Annotated in this window: 14 protein-coding genes; 6 read left to right on the top strand and 8 right to left on the bottom strand. The window is 69.2% G+C overall.

The features are described from left to right. Positions 1-23: 23 nt before the first annotated feature. Together lexA and P3102_RS28785 are read right to left on the bottom strand one after the other, a co-directional pair. A complete protein-coding gene (lexA, locus tag P3102_RS28790; protein ID WP_276363322.1) occupies positions 24-680 on the bottom strand; it encodes a transcriptional repressor LexA in 657 nt (218 codons plus the stop codon). Then, positions 658-1,128: a nuclear transport factor 2 family protein gene (locus tag P3102_RS28785; RefSeq protein ID WP_276363320.1), complete on the bottom strand. Its 471-nt coding sequence runs from the start codon at positions 1,126-1,128 to the stop codon at positions 658-660. The genes lexA and P3102_RS28785 overlap by 23 nt, the downstream gene beginning before the upstream one ends. A 128-nt stretch (positions 1,129-1,256) precedes the next feature. On the opposite strand from P3102_RS28785, the gene P3102_RS28780 reads away from it, so the two are divergent. Next, positions 1,257-1,691, top strand: a complete 435-nt coding sequence (locus P3102_RS28780; protein WP_276363319.1) for a hypothetical protein — start codon at positions 1,257-1,259, stop codon at positions 1,689-1,691. A gap of 1 nt (position 1,692) precedes the next feature. Here the strand turns inward: P3102_RS28780 and P3102_RS28775 are convergent, their stop codons facing one another. The 3 genes from P3102_RS28775 to P3102_RS28765 form a co-directional block, all read right to left on the bottom strand. After that, entirely contained in the window at positions 1,693-2,136 is a 444-nt protein-coding gene (locus P3102_RS28775; protein ID WP_276363317.1) for a MarR family transcriptional regulator, read from the bottom strand. Between the two features lie 79 nt (positions 2,137-2,215). Continuing rightward, positions 2,216-3,340 (bottom strand): C40 family peptidase, encoded by a 1,125-nt coding sequence (locus P3102_RS28770; protein WP_276363315.1) that lies wholly within the window; start codon positions 3,338-3,340, stop codon positions 2,216-2,218. Then, positions 3,340-4,299 carry a nucleoside hydrolase gene (locus tag P3102_RS28765; protein ID WP_276363314.1) on the bottom strand — a complete coding sequence of 320 codons (960 nt, stop codon included), beginning with the start codon at positions 4,297-4,299 and terminating at the stop codon, positions 3,340-3,342. Before P3102_RS28765 ends, P3102_RS28770 begins: the two co-directional genes overlap by 1 nt. Before the next feature lie 53 nt (positions 4,300-4,352). Between P3102_RS28765 and P3102_RS28760 the strand changes: the two genes are divergently transcribed. Further along, entirely contained in the window at positions 4,353-5,111 is a 759-nt protein-coding gene (locus P3102_RS28760; protein WP_276363312.1) for an acyltransferase, read from the top strand. 186 nt (positions 5,112-5,297) lie between these two features. Here the strand turns inward: P3102_RS28760 and P3102_RS28755 are convergent, their stop codons facing one another. After that, on the bottom strand, positions 5,298-5,864 hold the full coding sequence (locus P3102_RS28755; RefSeq protein WP_276363310.1) for an NADAR family protein: 567 nt from the start codon (positions 5,862-5,864) through the stop codon (positions 5,298-5,300). A 92-nt stretch (positions 5,865-5,956) separates the two neighbouring features. Between P3102_RS28755 and ilvA the strand changes: the two genes are divergently transcribed. After that, complete coding sequence (gene ilvA, locus P3102_RS28750) at positions 5,957-7,213, top strand: threonine ammonia-lyase IlvA (protein ID WP_276363308.1); 1,257 nt, start codon at positions 5,957-5,959, stop codon at positions 7,211-7,213. A 76-nt stretch (positions 7,214-7,289) separates the two neighbouring features. Here ilvA and P3102_RS28745 read toward each other — a convergent pair whose 3' ends face one another. After that, complete coding sequence (locus P3102_RS28745) at positions 7,290-8,717, bottom strand: short-chain fatty acyl-CoA regulator family protein (RefSeq protein WP_276363306.1); 1,428 nt, start codon at positions 8,715-8,717, stop codon at positions 7,290-7,292. 227 nt (positions 8,718-8,944) lie between these two features. Here P3102_RS28745 and aceA point away from each other — a divergent pair, with 227 nt between their 5' ends. From aceA to P3102_RS28730, 3 genes are all read left to right on the top strand, one after another. Continuing rightward, positions 8,945-10,231: an isocitrate lyase gene (gene aceA, locus P3102_RS28740; protein WP_072030536.1), complete on the top strand. Its 1,287-nt coding sequence runs from the start codon at positions 8,945-8,947 to the stop codon at positions 10,229-10,231. A 105-nt stretch (positions 10,232-10,336) separates the two neighbouring features. Further along, the gene (aceB, locus tag P3102_RS28735) at positions 10,337-12,058 is read left to right on the top strand and encodes a malate synthase A (protein WP_276363303.1); all 1,722 of its coding nucleotides are present in this window, start codon (positions 10,337-10,339) and stop codon (positions 12,056-12,058) included. A 357-nt stretch (positions 12,059-12,415) separates the two neighbouring features. Then, on the top strand, positions 12,416-12,547 hold the full coding sequence (locus tag P3102_RS28730; RefSeq protein ID WP_276363301.1) for a hypothetical protein: 132 nt from the start codon (positions 12,416-12,418) through the stop codon (positions 12,545-12,547). A 106-nt stretch (positions 12,548-12,653) separates the two neighbouring features. On the opposite strand, the gene P3102_RS28725 is transcribed toward P3102_RS28730, so the two are convergent. Beyond that, a complete protein-coding gene (locus tag P3102_RS28725) occupies positions 12,654-13,949 on the bottom strand; it encodes a glycosyltransferase family 4 protein (RefSeq protein ID WP_276363299.1) in 1,296 nt (431 codons plus the stop codon). Positions 13,950-14,079 lie beyond the last annotated feature (130 nt).

The raw sequence follows: 14,079 nt of genomic DNA, 5'->3' as shown, positions 1-14,079 counted from the left end.
TCCGGACCACCGACAGGAATCGCTCAGACGCTGCGGAGCACGGAGACCACGACGCCCAGCACGGACGCGCGGTCCCCGTCGATGACGTCGTAGGCGGGGTTGCGCGGTTCGAGGTACACGTGGCCGTCGCGACGGCGGTACACCTTGACCGTGGCTTCCTCGTCGATCATCGCGGCGACGATCTGACCGGAGTGCGCTTCCTGCTGCTGCTTCACCACGACGATGTCGCCGTCGCAGATCGCCGCGTCGATCATCGAATCACCGCGTACCCGCAGGCCGAAGACGTTGCCCCGGCCGGTGAGTTCACGCGGAAGGGTCATCACGTCGTCGACGTGTTCGACGGCCGAGATCGGCGTTCCCGCGGCGATGTCACCGACGACGGGGACCGGCACGGAGTCCTCTGTGGATTCACGCGAGGTGGTGCCGGGCAGGAACGCGCGGACGTCCATGGGCCGCGAGACCGAGCTGCCCCGGTGGAGGAAACCCTTCTCCTCCAAGGCCGCCAGATGCTTCGACACCGAGGACGTCGAGCGCAGCCCGACCGCTTCACCGATCTCGCGCGTGCTCGGCGAGTATCCGTGCTCCACCACCCATTCGCGGATGGTCAGCAGGATCTTCTGCTGGCGCTCCGGCAGCGAAGCGGCTTCCTCGAACAACTCAAGATCGTGGTAGGCGGTCATCAGCGGAATGGTAGTTCGTGCAGACCGCCGCGATCGCCGCGGTGTCCCAGTAGAACGGCCGCACCTCGGTGACGCGCCCGTCCTCGACGGTGATCGTCTGCAGGATCGGGGAGTTCAGCTCGCGTCCGGTGGCCCTCGCGCGGACGTGCACCCGGGTCAGGACGACCAGCGGACTGGTCTCGCTCAGGAAGCTCTGCTCCATCATGTCGAAGATCTCCCAGGTGTCGCTCATGATGGCGAAGAACCGCTCCAAGCCTTCGTGGCCGCGCCAGATTCCGCCGTACGGCAGGGCGTCCGCCTGGTGCAGCACCACGTCGGGGGAGAAGAACGGGGCGAGCGGCGCGAAGGTCGCCTTGCCCGGGCCGCCCGCCGCGAAGTAGCCGGCTTCCGCCGCGTACATGCCCTTGAGTACGGACAGGGCGTCCGTCGTTGTCGATGTCGCCGTCACGAGGACCACTGTGGTGGTCGGCGTGTCCGGGCGCTGGCGGTTGTCCGTCACCGAGATCGGCCGGATGGCGGCCCGGCCGGGCCGAAAGTCCGATCCTGTGCGCGGTTCCGCGAGGTTGACTCGATCGTATGAACACGACGATCACCGCGGCGGTTCTCACCGCCGCGACGGCCGCGCTCGCCCTCACCGGATGCGGTCTCAAAGAAGGCTTGACCGAAAAGGCGAACGGGCACGTCAAGACGGTCGCCTACGCGACCGGCGCGGAAGGCAAGCGCGACACGGACGCGCGTCTGCCGGAGTGGGTGCCGGACGGGGCGGCGGCGGTCACGGAGGTCATCCGGACGACCGGCTCGGAGCGGCTCCTGCGGTTCAGCGGCGGGGCGCTGCCCGCGGTTTGCGTGCCGGGGCCTGCCGCGAAGCAGGGCGCCACTCTCGCCGCGCACTGGTGGCCGCAAGGGCAGGAAGGCAGGACGGACAAGGTCTGCGGTGATTGGCATGTGCTCGTCCAAGGCGTCGACGTGTTCGCGTTCAAGCCGGAAACACCGGTGAGCACGAGGTCCTGAGTCACTCGGCGAGCGCGTCCGCGCAGGCGGCGAGATCCCGCAGCAGCCGCTCCTGCTCGGCCGCCGGGAACGGTTCGAGCATCCGATCCTGGACCGCGCGCACGACGCCGCTGGCGGCGCGGAGCCGGTCCTGCCCGGCGGCGGTGAGGGTGCTGGGCAAGGCGCGTCCTTGCGGCGCCGTCGTCGGACGGGTGACCAGGCCGCGGTCCTGCAGCCCGCGCAGCACCAGGTTCATCGACTGCCGCGTGACGAACACGGCCCTGGCCAGTTCCGCGTTGGACAGCCCCGGTCGCTGCGAGAGCACCTCGAGACAGGAGTACTGGGGCACGGTGAGGTCGAGTGGACGCAAAGCGGTCTCCATCGCCATCCGGAGCGCCGTCGCCGCTCGTTTCAGCATGTACCCCACCGCCAGGTCCAGCGGTCCGACCGTCTCGCCTCGACTCATGTCAGCATCATGACACGACCTCGCCCGTTTCCAGGCCGGCAGTTTCTTCGGCTGGTGTTCGACGGCGGCTCGGGCGTGGTCACGCCGTCGGGCGGCCCGCCCCGGCGTAGTCGTCGCCTTGCTTCCGGTAGGTGTGCACCTGCACCGCCTGCCCGGTCTGCGGGGCGTCGATCATCTGCTGGTTCCCGATGTACAGCCCGACGTGGTGGATCTTCATGTTCGGCTCGCCGTAGAAGATCAGGTCGCCCAGTTGAGGATCGGTCACCTTGTCGACGCTGTGGTACTGCGTGTGGGCGGTCCGCATGAGTTTCACGCCGGCGCTGGCGTACGCGGCCGTCGTCAGGCCGGAGCAGTCGAAACCGGGGTCGCCGCCGCCGGTGCCGTTGCCGCCCCAGACGTAGGGCAACCCGATCTTGTCGATGGCGAAGTTGACCGCGCTCAACGCCGCCGCGTTCGGCGGCTGCGGGCTCTGCCCGACCGTGCCGTAGACGTTCACGGTCGCGAGCGTGCGGTGCATCAGCAACGGCGCGGGCTGCAACGTGCTCACCGCGTTCCACCACGTCTGGCCCTGGCCGAGGTCACGCCCGCCCGCGCACAGGGCACGTCCGGCGGTGAGCGTGGCGTCGTCGATGTTCTGCGGGTCCGGCTTCCCGCCACTCGCCGAGGCCTGGAACTGTTTCCACACCGACGGGGTCAATTGCAGCGGGCCGCTGGCGTTCGCGGACGAGACGACCTTGTTGTAGAAGTCGCGGACCTCGACCGCGCCGAGCGGCACGGTCAGCACGCCGTCGGCGTTCAGGCTCGAACCGGTGACGCGGCCGTGGTCGGAAGCGATCTTGCCGAGCGCGGCCAGTGTCACCCAGGAAAGACGGCAGCCCGGCGTTTCCTTGCTCAGCGCCACGGTGGTCTTCGCGTACCCGGTCATCGCCCGCAGCGGGATGTCGAGCCAGCCGCTGGTCTTCGACACCCAGGCGTCGAACTCCTGCCCCATCTGCTGCGGCACCTTCGGCTGTTCCTTCGGCATCTCCGCGGGGACGGAGGACGAAGGCGGCGCGGGCGGGGCCGAGGACTGGACGGCGGCGGCTTCCGGCTTCGGCTCGTCCTTCGGTGCGAAGGTGATGGCGGCGACCAAGGCGGCACCAGCGACGACGACGGCGGCGATGATCACCGGAAGTCTGCGACGGCGGGAAGTCTGCTGTTCCATCAGAGCCCTCCGACGATGCGGCTCAGCACGAACTCGCGGAGGGCGTCGACGTCGGTGGTCAGCGCGACGTCGATGGTGCGGCCCGGCACGGCCTGCGGATCGGTGCTTCGCAGCCTTCGCCGGTCTACGAGAGTCGCCCCGCGCGCGGGGCCGAAGCCGCACTCGACGTCCACGGGGTACGACTCGACGTCGAGGATGCCCGGCCGGATCGCCTCGGCCACCGCGACCGCGTCGTGCATGACCATCCCGGGGAGACCGAGGATCGGCGTGTAGTGCTCGACATAAGTGGGTGTCAGCGCTTCGAGCGCCGCGCCGAGCGGGCCGGAGGCGGCGAGCTTGCCGAGCCACGTCGTGTCGACCGAGCACTGGTGCGTGATGTCCAGGGGGACCAGCACCGTCGGGATGTCCTCGTCGACCAGCACGCGGCGCGCGGCCTCGGGGTCGCTCCAGATGTTGAACTCGGCCGCGGTGGTGGAGTTCCCCTTGGTCACCCCGCCGCCCATGACGACGATCCGGCCGATCTTCTCGCGGATGTCCGGATGGGCCGCCAGCAGCAGCGCGATGTTCGTGAGCGGGCCGATCGGGGCGATGGTCACCGGCTCGTCGGCGGCTTCCAGCAGATCCACCAGCAGGCGGATGGCGCCGCGTTCGTCGAGCGGGCGCTTCGCCTCCGGCAGCGTCCCGGCGTGGCCGGAAAGGCCGTCCTGGCCGTGGACGAACCCGGCGGTCCTGGCGTTGCCGTACACCAGCGGCCGCGCGGCACCGGCCGCGACGGGGACGTCGTCGCGGCCGAAGAGCTGCAGCAGGCGGCGCGCGTTGGCGGTGGTGTGGCTCAGCGGCACGTTGCCGAACACCGTGGTCACGCCGAGGAGTTCGACGTCCTCGGATCGCGTGGCCAACGCCAACGCGAAGGCGTCGTCGACCCCCGGGTCGGTGTCGATGATCAGCTTGGTCCCCATGCGCGTGCTCCCCTTTGCGGTCGACGGCCTGATCACAGGTTACGGTCACCGGTATGACGTCCATGTGGGGTGCGCCCGCGCTGTCGCGGCTCCGCGCTTGGGGCCAGGCCCGTCGTGACCCGCGTCAGGCGAAGTTCCTGACCAAGGATTCGCTGCGCTGGGTGCGGCGAAACCGCGCGTACACGCCTTGGTACCTGGTCCGATACTGGCGGTTGCTGAAGTTCCGCGTCGCGAACCCGCACATCATCCTGCGGGGAATGGTGTTCCTCGGCAAGGACGTCGAGATCCACTGCCGGCCCGGCTACGGACGGCTGGAGATCGGCCGCTGGGTGCACATCGGCGACGGCAACGCGATCCGCTGCCACGAGGGTTCGCTGCGCATCGGCGACAAGGCGGTGTTCGGGCGGCAGAACGTCCTCAACGGCTACCTCGACATCGAACTCGGCGCGGCCACCCTCGTCGCGGACTGGGTGTACATCTGCGACTTCGACCACGTCACCACCGACATCACCGTCCCGATCAAGGATCAGGGCATCGTGAAGTCGCCGGTGCGGATCGGGCCGGACACCTGGATCGGCACGAAGGTCTCCGTGCTCAAGGGCACGCGGGTCGGCCGCGGCTGCGTGCTCGGCGCGCACGCCGTGGTGCGGGGCGAGATCCCGGACTACTCGATCGCCGTCGGTTCGCCGGCGCGCGTGGTGCGGAACCGGCAGGACGACTACGCCGCCGACGCCGCCCGCCGCGAGGCTGTCGCGGACATGGCGCGTAAGGCGGACAAGGCGCTCCAGAAGACGCTGGGCGTCGACTCCTGACTCAGCCTCGTGTCGTCCGCTGGATCACCGGTGTCGTCCCTCTGCTCACGGATGTCGTCCGTGGTGTCACCCATGCCGTCCGCCTGATCACGGCCGCGAGCGCGGTCACCCAGACGGCGTCGGGAAGCTGTCCGGGAGATGCGGGCCATGCGGTGATCAGGTGGACGCCACACCCACGAAACGGAATCAGCCGCGAAGCTGCTCCCGGACCTCCATGAGCGCGAAGCCCAGCAGGTTCTCCCCGCGCCAGTAATCGGGGCGCGTGGCGTTCTTGTCGTCGCGGGCGACGCCGCTGCCCCAGACCAGGTCCATCCTCGACGCCTCGACGATCACCTTGTCGCCCGTGGCCAGCAGGAACTCGCGCTCCTCGGCGTGCTGGCGGAACTTCTCCAGGTTGCCGTCGATGACGATGTCGAAGCGGTGCCGCTCCCACAGTTCGGCGTCGAAACCGGAGACCTCGCGGCCGAGGATCTTGGCGGTCTTCGGGTCCGGCGCCCGACGGATGGCCGCCGCGGCCTCGTGGTCGCCGAACAGTTCCGCCTTGCTCGCCATCATGTAGTGCTCGGCCGTCGGGTACCGCTCGCCGCCCGCGACGAACGGCGCGTGCCACCACTGGCTCAGGCAGGCCGCGTTGACCCGGCCGCTCTTGAGCGGGGTGTGGCCGTAGAAGAGCTGGTACTCGGGCTCCGCGCCGCTGTGGACCAGCTCGCGCAACGCATCGAGACTCCGGACTCCGTCGACCTTGCTCACCATGGCGACCAGTGGACCACAGACCACCGACAATCCGTGAACTGGATCGGACCACTCTCCGTCGTGACCGGAGGCGGTCAGTACATTCAGCATTCGTGCAACGGATCGAAACGGTGAGCGCCCGAACGGTCGAAGAGGCCGCCAAGCGATTGGCCGGGGTGGTGACCCGGACGCCGCTCGAACCGAACGAACGGCTTTCGGCCAGGGTGGACGCCCGGGTCTGGCTCAAACGCGAAGACCTCCAGACCGTGCGCTCCTACAAGATCCGCGGTGCCTACAACTTCATCGTCCAGCTCGACGCGGAACACCGGCAGCGCGGCGTCGTCTGCGCCAGCGCGGGCAACCACGCGCAGGGTGTGGCGTACGCGTGCCGCCGCCTCGGCGCGAACGGCCGGGTCTACGTTCCCGGCACGACTCCCCGGCAGAAGCGCGAGCGGATCGCGACGCTGGGCGGCTCGCACATCGAGGTCATCGTCGTCGGCGAGACCTATGAGGACGCTTTCACCGCCGCGAAGCACGACGCGGAGACCACGGGCGCGACGCTGGTCCCCGCCTTCGACGCGCCGGAGACGGTCGCCGGGCAGGGCACGGTCGCGATGGAGGTCGTCGCGCAGCTCGGGTTCGTCCCGGACGTCATGGTGGTGCCGGTCGGTGGCGGCGGCCTGCTCGCGGGCATCGTCGCGTGGGCCGCGGAACGGGCGCCGGAGATGCGGATCGTCGGGGTCGAACCGGCGGGCGCGACCTGTATGGCGGCCGCGCTGGCCGCCGGGGCGCCGGTGCGGCTGGAAACCGTCGACACCTTCGTCGACGGCGCGGCGGTCGCGCTGGCAGGGTCGGTGACGTATCCGCTGGTCCGCGACGGTGACGTCGAACTCACCGACGTCGCCGAGGGCGCGATCTGCACGGAAATGCTCGCGATGTACCAGTCCGACGGCGTGATCGCCGAACCCGCGGGCGCGCTCGCGGCCGCGGCGCTCGGCACGACGGTGAAGATCGACCCCGGGCAGATCGTGGTGTGCGTCGTCTCCGGCGGCAACAACGACGTCAGCCGCTACGGCGAAGTGCTCGAACGGTCGCTGATCCACGAAGGACTGAAGCACTACTTCCTGGTGGGGTTCCCGCAGGAGCCCGGCGCGCTGCGGCGGTTCCTCGACGAGGTCCTCGGGCCGGACGACGACATCACGCGGTTCGAGTACGTGAAGCGCAACAGCCGCGAGACCGGCCCGGCGCTGATCGGCGTCGAACTCGCGCGCGCCGGTGATCTGGAAGGCCTGCTGCACCGGCTGGACAGGAGCCCGCTGCAGGTGGAGCGGGTGGAGCCGGGCAGCCCGCTCTTCCACTTCCTGGTGTGACGCCCCCCACCGCAATTCGTCACCTGCTTGCGACGTCCGGCCCTCGCAATTAGGTGACGAATTGCGGGAAGGGGGCTCAAGGCGCCTTCGGCACCGCCGGGTACGGGACGAAGGTGCTGGTGTTCTCGTCCACGGTCAGCTGTTTGCCGATCGTGGGGAACGCGCGCTGCGAGCACGCCGGGCGTTCGCAGACTTTGCACCCCATGCCGATCGGGGTGGCGGCGGCGCGGTCGTCGAGATCGAGCCCGGTCGAGTAGATCAGCCGTTTCGCGTGCCGCAGTTCGCAGCCGAGGCCGACGGTGAACGTCTTGCCGGGGCTGCCGTAGCCGCCGATGTTGCGTGACACCGTCCGCGCGACCCAGAAGTAGCTCTTGCCGTCGGGCAGGGTGGCGATCTGGGTGAGGATCTTGCCGGGCTGGGTGAACGCCTCGTAGATGTTCCACAGTGGACACGCGCCGCCGACGCGGGAGAAGTGGAAGCCGGCCGCGGACTGGCGTTTCGACATGTTCCCCGCCCGGTCGACCCGGACGAAGGAGAACGGCACGCCGCGGTTCTTCGGGCGCTGCAACGTCGAGAGCCGGTGGCAGACCGTCTCGAAACCGACGCCGAAGTGGTCACAGAGCCGCTCGATGTCGTAGCGGAACCGTTCGGCGCAGGCCAGGAACGGTCCATACGGGAGGATGAGCGCGCCCGCGAAGTAGTTCGCGAGCCCGACCCTGGCCAGCGAACGCGCGGCGGGTCCGGAGAACGCCCACGAGTCGGCGAGCTCGGTGATCAGGTCGTCGTATTCCAATAGCGCGATCTGGGAAGCCATCCGGAACGCCTGCTGCCCCACGCGCAGGCTCGGCGCCAGCCGCAGCACCCGCGGTCCGGGTTCGTACCGGTGCTGTTCGCCGTTGATCTCGTCGATGCCATCACTGGTGACGTCGACGCCGTAGCGCTGGATCAGGGTCTCCTTCAGCGCCGCGAGCACCTGGCCACGCTGCAGGGGGATGTCGTGCGCCATCCGTTCGGCGCGTTCGTCCAGCTCGGCGACGTAGTTCTCCCGCTCGTAGAAGAAGTCGCGGACCTCTTCGTGCGGCAGGGCGGTGGCGGCGCTGCCGTGCAGGCCGAGGCCGTTTTCCGTGGTCAGCGCGGCGGTGTTCTCCACGGCGTTGCGGTAGCTGCGGTGCAGTTTGACCAGGGCCTGGGCGATCGTCGGGAGGTTCGTGGCGAGGTCGTTGAGCTCGCTGTTCGTGACACCCACGCCGAGGACCTCGTCGAGCAACGCTTCTTTCACGTCCGCGACGAGCCGGGCGGTGTCGTTGTTCGCGAAGAACTCGGTGTCCACTCCGAACGCCTGCGTGATGCGAAGGAGCACCGGAACGGTCAGCGGACGCGAGTTGTGCTCGATCTGGTTGAGGTAACTGGGTGAGATCTCGAGCACACGAGCGAGATCGGCCTGGCTCATCGACCGGCTTTCACGCAGATGCCGCAGCTTCGCTCCGGCGAAGGTTTTGTCCACTGAGGCCTCTCTGTCCGCAAGGTTTCCGGACCTGAACGATTCAGTGAACGGTCAAGCCCGTGGATTTGCCTTTGCTTGCGAACCGGCGATTCGCAACCTTTGCAAGATGCTACGGAAGCTTCACAGAAATTGGCAAATTGGCGCTCTGGATCGGATTTCCCCTGTCATGTCAGGGTCAGGTCAGGAAAGGCGATCACTCGCAAACTTCGCAACACCGGGAGAATCCGATGACTCAGCACGCGCAGCAGCTGGAGCAGGCGGCCGCCGAACTGGCCAAGCAGTGGGAGACCGACCCCCGCTGGGCGGGCGTGAAGCGGTCGTACTCCGCGGCTGACGTGGTCAAGCTGCGCGGCAGCGTGGTCGAGGAGCACACGCTCGCTCGCCGCGGCGCCGAGAAGCTTTGGGACCTCCTGCACAACGAGGACTACGTCCACTCCCTGGGCGCGCTGACCGGTAACCAGGCGGTGCAGCAGGTCCGCGCCGGCCTCAAGGCCATCTACCTGTCGGGCTGGCAGGTCGCCGCCGACGCCAACCTCTCCGGCCAGACCTACCCGGACCAGAGCCTCTACCCGGCCAACTCGGTGCCCGCGGTCGTCCGCCGCATCAACAACGCGCTGGGCCGCGCCGACCAGATCAACTGGGCCGAAGGTAACACCGACATCGACTGGTACGCCCCGATCGTCGCCGACGCCGAGGCGGGCTTCGGTGGCCCGCTCAACGCCTTCGAGCTGATGAAGGGCATGATCGCCGCCGGTGCCGCGGGTGTGCACTGGGAAGACCAGCTCGCTTCCGAGAAGAAGTGCGGTCACCTCGGTGGCAAGGTGCTCATCCCGACCAAGCAGCACGAGCGCACGCTGAACGCCGCCCGCCTCGCCGCGGACGTGCTGAACGTGCCGTCGCTGATCGTCGCCCGCACCGACGCGCAGGCCGCCACGCTGATCACCAGCGACGTCGACGAGCGTGACCGCAAGTACGTCACCGGCGAGCGCACCGCCGAGGGCTTCTACAACGTCACCAACGGCATCGACCCCTGCATCGACCGCGGCCTGGCCTACGCCGAGTACGCCGACCTGCTGTGGATGGAGACCTCCAAGCCGGACCTCGAGGTCGCCCGCCAGTTCGCCGAGGCGATCAAGGCGAAGTACCCGGACCAGATGCTGGCCTACAACTGCTCGCCGTCGTTCAACTGGAAGAAGCACCTGGACGACGCGACGATCGCGAAGTTCCAGCGCGAACTCGGCCACATGGGTTACAAGTTCCAGTTCATCACCCTGGCGGGCTTCCACGCCCTGAACTACTCGATGTTCGACCTGGCGCACGGTTACGCCCGCGAGGGCATGACCGCCTACGTCGACCTCCAGGAGCGCGAGTTCGCTTCGGAGGACCGCGGTTACACCGCCACGAAGCACCAGCGCGAGGTCGGCACCGGCTGGTTCGACAACGTCGCGACCGCGCTGAACCCGGAGAGCTCGACCACCGCGCTCGCCGGCTCCACCGAGGCCGAGCAGTTCTGATCCCTCGCAAGTAGGTGCCAGGTGGCGGTCTCCCGACCCCCCAGGGGAGACCGCCACCTGCCCCTCCCTCTTCCCATCCCTCGCGAAGCCCAGCGGAGGCACACCATGGTTGAGAAGCTGAACTACCGGATCGACGTCTGCGGACCTGCCGGTGACCGGTTCGACGAGATCCTCACCCCGGCCGCACTGGACTTCGTGGCCAAACTGGACAACGCGTTCGCCGGCCGCCGCCGCGAGCTGCTCGACGCCCGCCGTCTGCGCCGCGAGAAGCTCCAGTCCGGCGAGGAGCCGCTGGGCTTCCTGCCCGAAACGCGTTCCGTCCGCGACGACAGCAGCTGGTCGGTCGCCCCGGCCGCGCCCGGTCTCGAAGACCGCCGCGTCGAGATCACCGGCCCGACCGATCGCAAGATGACGGTCAACGCGCTGAACTCCGGCGCGAAGGTCTGGCTCGCCGACTTCGAGGACGCGACCTCGCCGACCTGGCACAACGTCATCGACGGCCAGCTCAACCTGTTCGACGCGATCCGCCGCAACATCGACTTCACCACGTCAGCGGTGTCTGATGCCGCCTCCGCGGGAAAGAACACGTCGGCGGTGTCTGATGCCGCCTCCGCGGGAAAGAACACGTCGGCGGTGGCTGATGCCGCCTCCGCGGGAAAGAACACGTCGGCGGGCAAGCGCTACACGATCGGCGACGAACCCGCGACGATCGTCGCCCGTCCTCGCGGCTGGCACCTGGTGGAGAAGCACATCCGCATCGACGGCCGCCCGGTTTCGGCGAGCCTGGTGGACTTCGGCCTGTACTTCTTCCACAACGCGCGCCAGCTGCTGGCGCGCGGCAGCGGCCCGTACTTCTACCTGCCGAAGCTCGAGAACCACCTCGAAGCTCGGCTGTGGAACGACGTCTTCCTGCTGGCGCAACGGGAACTCGGCATCCCGCGCGGCACCGTCCGGGCCACCGTGCTGATCGAGACGATCACCGCCGCGTTCGAGATGGAGGAGATCCTCTACGAACTGCGCGAGCACGTCTCCGGGCTGAACGCCGGCCGCTGGGACTACATCTTCAGCGTCATCAAGAACTTCTCCTCGCACGGCGCGGACTTCGTGCTGCCGGACCGCGCGCAGGTGACGATGACCGTCCCGTTCATGCGGGCCTACACCGAACTGCTGGTGCGGACCTGCCACAAGCGCGGGGCGCACGCCATCGGCGGCATGGCCGCGTTCATCCCGAGCAAGGACCCGGAGATCAACGCGACCGCGCTCGAAAAGGTCCGCCAGGACAAGGAACGCGAGGCGAACGACGGCTTCGACGGCTCGTGGGTCGCGCACCCCGGCCTCGTCCCGGTCTGCCGCGAGGTGTTCGACGGCGTGCTCGGCGGCTGGCCCCACCAGCTCGGCAAGCTTCGTGAAGACGTCGACGTCACCGCCGAGGACCTGCTCGACGTCGCCAGCGCCGGCGGCGAGGTCACCGAAGCGGGTGTCCGCGCCAACATCAACGTCGCGCTGCGCTACATCGACGCGTGGCTGCGCGGCACCGGCGCGGCGGCGATCCACAACCTGATGGAGGACGCCGCCACCGCCGAGATCGCCCGGTGCCAGGTGTGGCAGTGGATCCGCAACGGCACGAAGCTCGAAGACGGCACCGCGCTCACCCACGAGCTCGCCGTGTCCTATTTGGACGAAGAGCTGGCGTCGGTGCGTGCCGAACTGGGCGAGGGCAACCGTCTCGGCGACGCCTACGAGATCTTCACCGAAACCGCGCTGGGCGAGAAGCTGCCGAGCTTCCTCACCACCGGCGCGTACGCGCGGTACCTGACCGCGCGGTGACGCAGGCTCCGGCCGCCCCTACCTGACGCGGGGCGGCCGGTTCCACACCGGTTTGGGACGGTGTGGCCCATCGGGTCCGGTGGCGGCGGCTCCCCGCCATCGGACCCGCTTCGCGCGCGCCCCTCCGGTAGCGCCTGTCGGGCGTGCGCCTCACCGCGGAGACCCCGCTCACCCCATACCGCAGTGGGCGGGGTCTTCGCGGCTTTCTCCTGCCGGACCTACTCACGGGACCGGACGAAACGGTCACGGACCGCGAATAGGTAGCGGTACCTACCGATGCCCCTGTTGTTTCGGCGGCGGGGCGCGCGAATGCTCGGCGCCGGGTGGGAATGCCGCCCGTTTCCCCGAGGAGCCACCATGAAGAAGCAGTCGAGAACCGTCTTGGCCGTAGCCTTCGCCGTCCTCGCCGTCGTTCTCGCCGTCCCGGCGGTGTCCGCTTCGGCCGGGGTTCCGGTGCGGCCGGACTGTGTCCGGCCCTGCCACTTCTGATCTTCGCCACCTAGAGCAGACCCGGGGGTCGCGCCCCTCGCGACCCGCGACGCTCGTGGAGGGCGGGCCCGGGTTCCCCCGACATCCCGGGTCCGCCCTCCGCCCTTCATGACCCTCCGCGTCCAGTCCGCTGCACGGGTACGGCCGATCGGGGCTCGAAAGCGTTGCCTGTCGCGATCTTCGGGCGCCCGAGTTCCACGGGCTCCCCGACGCGGGCCCGCCGGTAGACGGCGACGGTCGCCTCGGCGATGCGGCCCCAGTCGAAGTCCGCGGCCAGGCGCGACTGCGCGGTCAGCGCCCGCCGCGCCGCGGCGACCTCGTCGTCCAGCACCGCTTCGACGGCGGTCCGGAGGGCGTCGACGTCACCGGGGCTGAACGCCAGGCCGGTCTCACCGTCCACGACGACCTCCCCGAGTCCGCCCGCCGTCGACGCCACGAGCGGCGCCTTCGCGGCGGCCGCCTCCAGTGCGACGATCCCGAACGGTTCGTAGCGGCTGGGCAGCACGACGGCGTCGGCCGCGGCCAGCGCGGCACGCAGTTCGCGGTCGGACAGGTGCCCGACGAAGTCCACCGCGCGGCGCACCCGCAGTTTGCGCGCCTGGTTGACCAGTTCCTCCAAGTGCCGTCCCTTGCCGGCGACCACCAGTCGCGTGCCCGGTTTGGCGCGGCGGATCCGGGGGAGCGCGGCGAGCAGGTCCTGTACCCCCTTCTCCCATTCCAGCCGCCCGAAGTAGAGCAGCAGCGGCGCGCCGGAGGGGCTGTAGACCTCGCGAGCGTGCGCGACCTCTTCCGAGGGCACCTGCCAGGTGCGTTCCTCGATGCCGTTGTGGATCACCGTGACCGCGTCGCCGTCGACCTCGAACAGCTGCGCCACCTCCCGGCGCATGGCCTGCGAACAGGTGATCAGCGCGTCCGATCGGTTCGCGAGCCACCATTCGACCGAGTGGATCTGCTGGCTCAGCGGATACGAGAGCCAGCCGGAGTGCCGCCCGGCCTCGGTGGCGTGGATCGTCCCGACCAGCGGCACCCGTGCGGCCTCCGCGATCGCGATCGCGGGATGGGTGACCAGCCAGTCGTGCGCGTGCACGACGTCCGGCCGCCAGGTGCGCAGCAGCTCGGTGGCGGCGCGGACCATCGCGTGCCCCATCGCCAGCGTCCACGCGACGAGGTCCAGTTCGAAGGTCAGGTGCATCGGGTCCTCGGCGACCCGGATGACGCGGACGCCTTCGACCACGCGATCGGTCCGCGGATGGGTCTCGGCGTCGGTGCCCGCCGTGTGACGGCACAGCACGACCACGTCGTGCCCCTGCCGGGCGAGGTGCCGGGCCAGGGCATGGACGTGCCGTGCGAGTCCGCCGACGACCACGGGTGGGTACTCCCACGACAACATCAGCACGCGCATGGGTGGAGGTTACTCGTGAGTCAGTCGTCACCGGGACGGGGCGATCACCCCTCCAGGTGAATGCTTCAGAGGACCCCGGACCTCGACGAAGTGATCCTTGTGCCCGAGATCACAGGCGGCGCCCGCTGCC

It is taken from the genome of Amycolatopsis sp. QT-25, from assembly GCF_029369745.1.
In the GTDB taxonomy this organism is placed as follows: domain Bacteria; phylum Actinomycetota; class Actinomycetes; order Mycobacteriales; family Pseudonocardiaceae; genus Amycolatopsis.
The sequence above is the reverse complement of the archived record's forward strand: the minus strand, read 5'-3'. Positions and strand labels throughout refer to the sequence as shown.

Excerpts from the sequence above, each read along its gene's own strand:
- aceA (WP_072030536.1), top strand. The coding sequence starts at position 8,945 with ATGACTCAGCACGCGCAGCAGCTGGAGCAGGCGGCCGCCGAACTGGCC.
- P3102_RS28775 (WP_276363317.1), bottom strand. The coding sequence starts at position 2,136 with ATGAGTCGAGGCGAGACGGTCGGACCGCTGGACCTGGCGGTGGGGTAC.
- P3102_RS28780 (WP_276363319.1), top strand. The coding sequence starts at position 1,257 with ATGAACACGACGATCACCGCGGCGGTTCTCACCGCCGCGACGGCCGCG.
- lexA (WP_276363322.1), bottom strand. The coding sequence starts at position 680 with ATGACCGCCTACCACGATCTTGAGTTGTTCGAGGAAGCCGCTTCGCTG.
- P3102_RS28725 (WP_276363299.1), bottom strand. The coding sequence starts at position 13,949 with ATGCGCGTGCTGATGTTGTCGTGGGAGTACCCACCCGTGGTCGTCGGC.
- P3102_RS28760 (WP_276363312.1), top strand. The coding sequence starts at position 4,353 with ATGACGTCCATGTGGGGTGCGCCCGCGCTGTCGCGGCTCCGCGCTTGG.
- P3102_RS28770 (WP_276363315.1), bottom strand. The coding sequence starts at position 3,340 with ATGGAACAGCAGACTTCCCGCCGTCGCAGACTTCCGGTGATCATCGCC.
- aceB (WP_276363303.1), top strand. The coding sequence starts at position 10,337 with ATGGTTGAGAAGCTGAACTACCGGATCGACGTCTGCGGACCTGCCGGT.
- P3102_RS28755 (WP_276363310.1), bottom strand. The coding sequence starts at position 5,864 with ATGGTGAGCAAGGTCGACGGAGTCCGGAGTCTCGATGCGTTGCGCGAG.
- P3102_RS28765 (WP_276363314.1), bottom strand. The coding sequence starts at position 4,299 with ATGGGGACCAAGCTGATCATCGACACCGACCCGGGGGTCGACGACGCC.
- P3102_RS28730 (WP_276363301.1), top strand. The coding sequence starts at position 12,416 with ATGAAGAAGCAGTCGAGAACCGTCTTGGCCGTAGCCTTCGCCGTCCTC.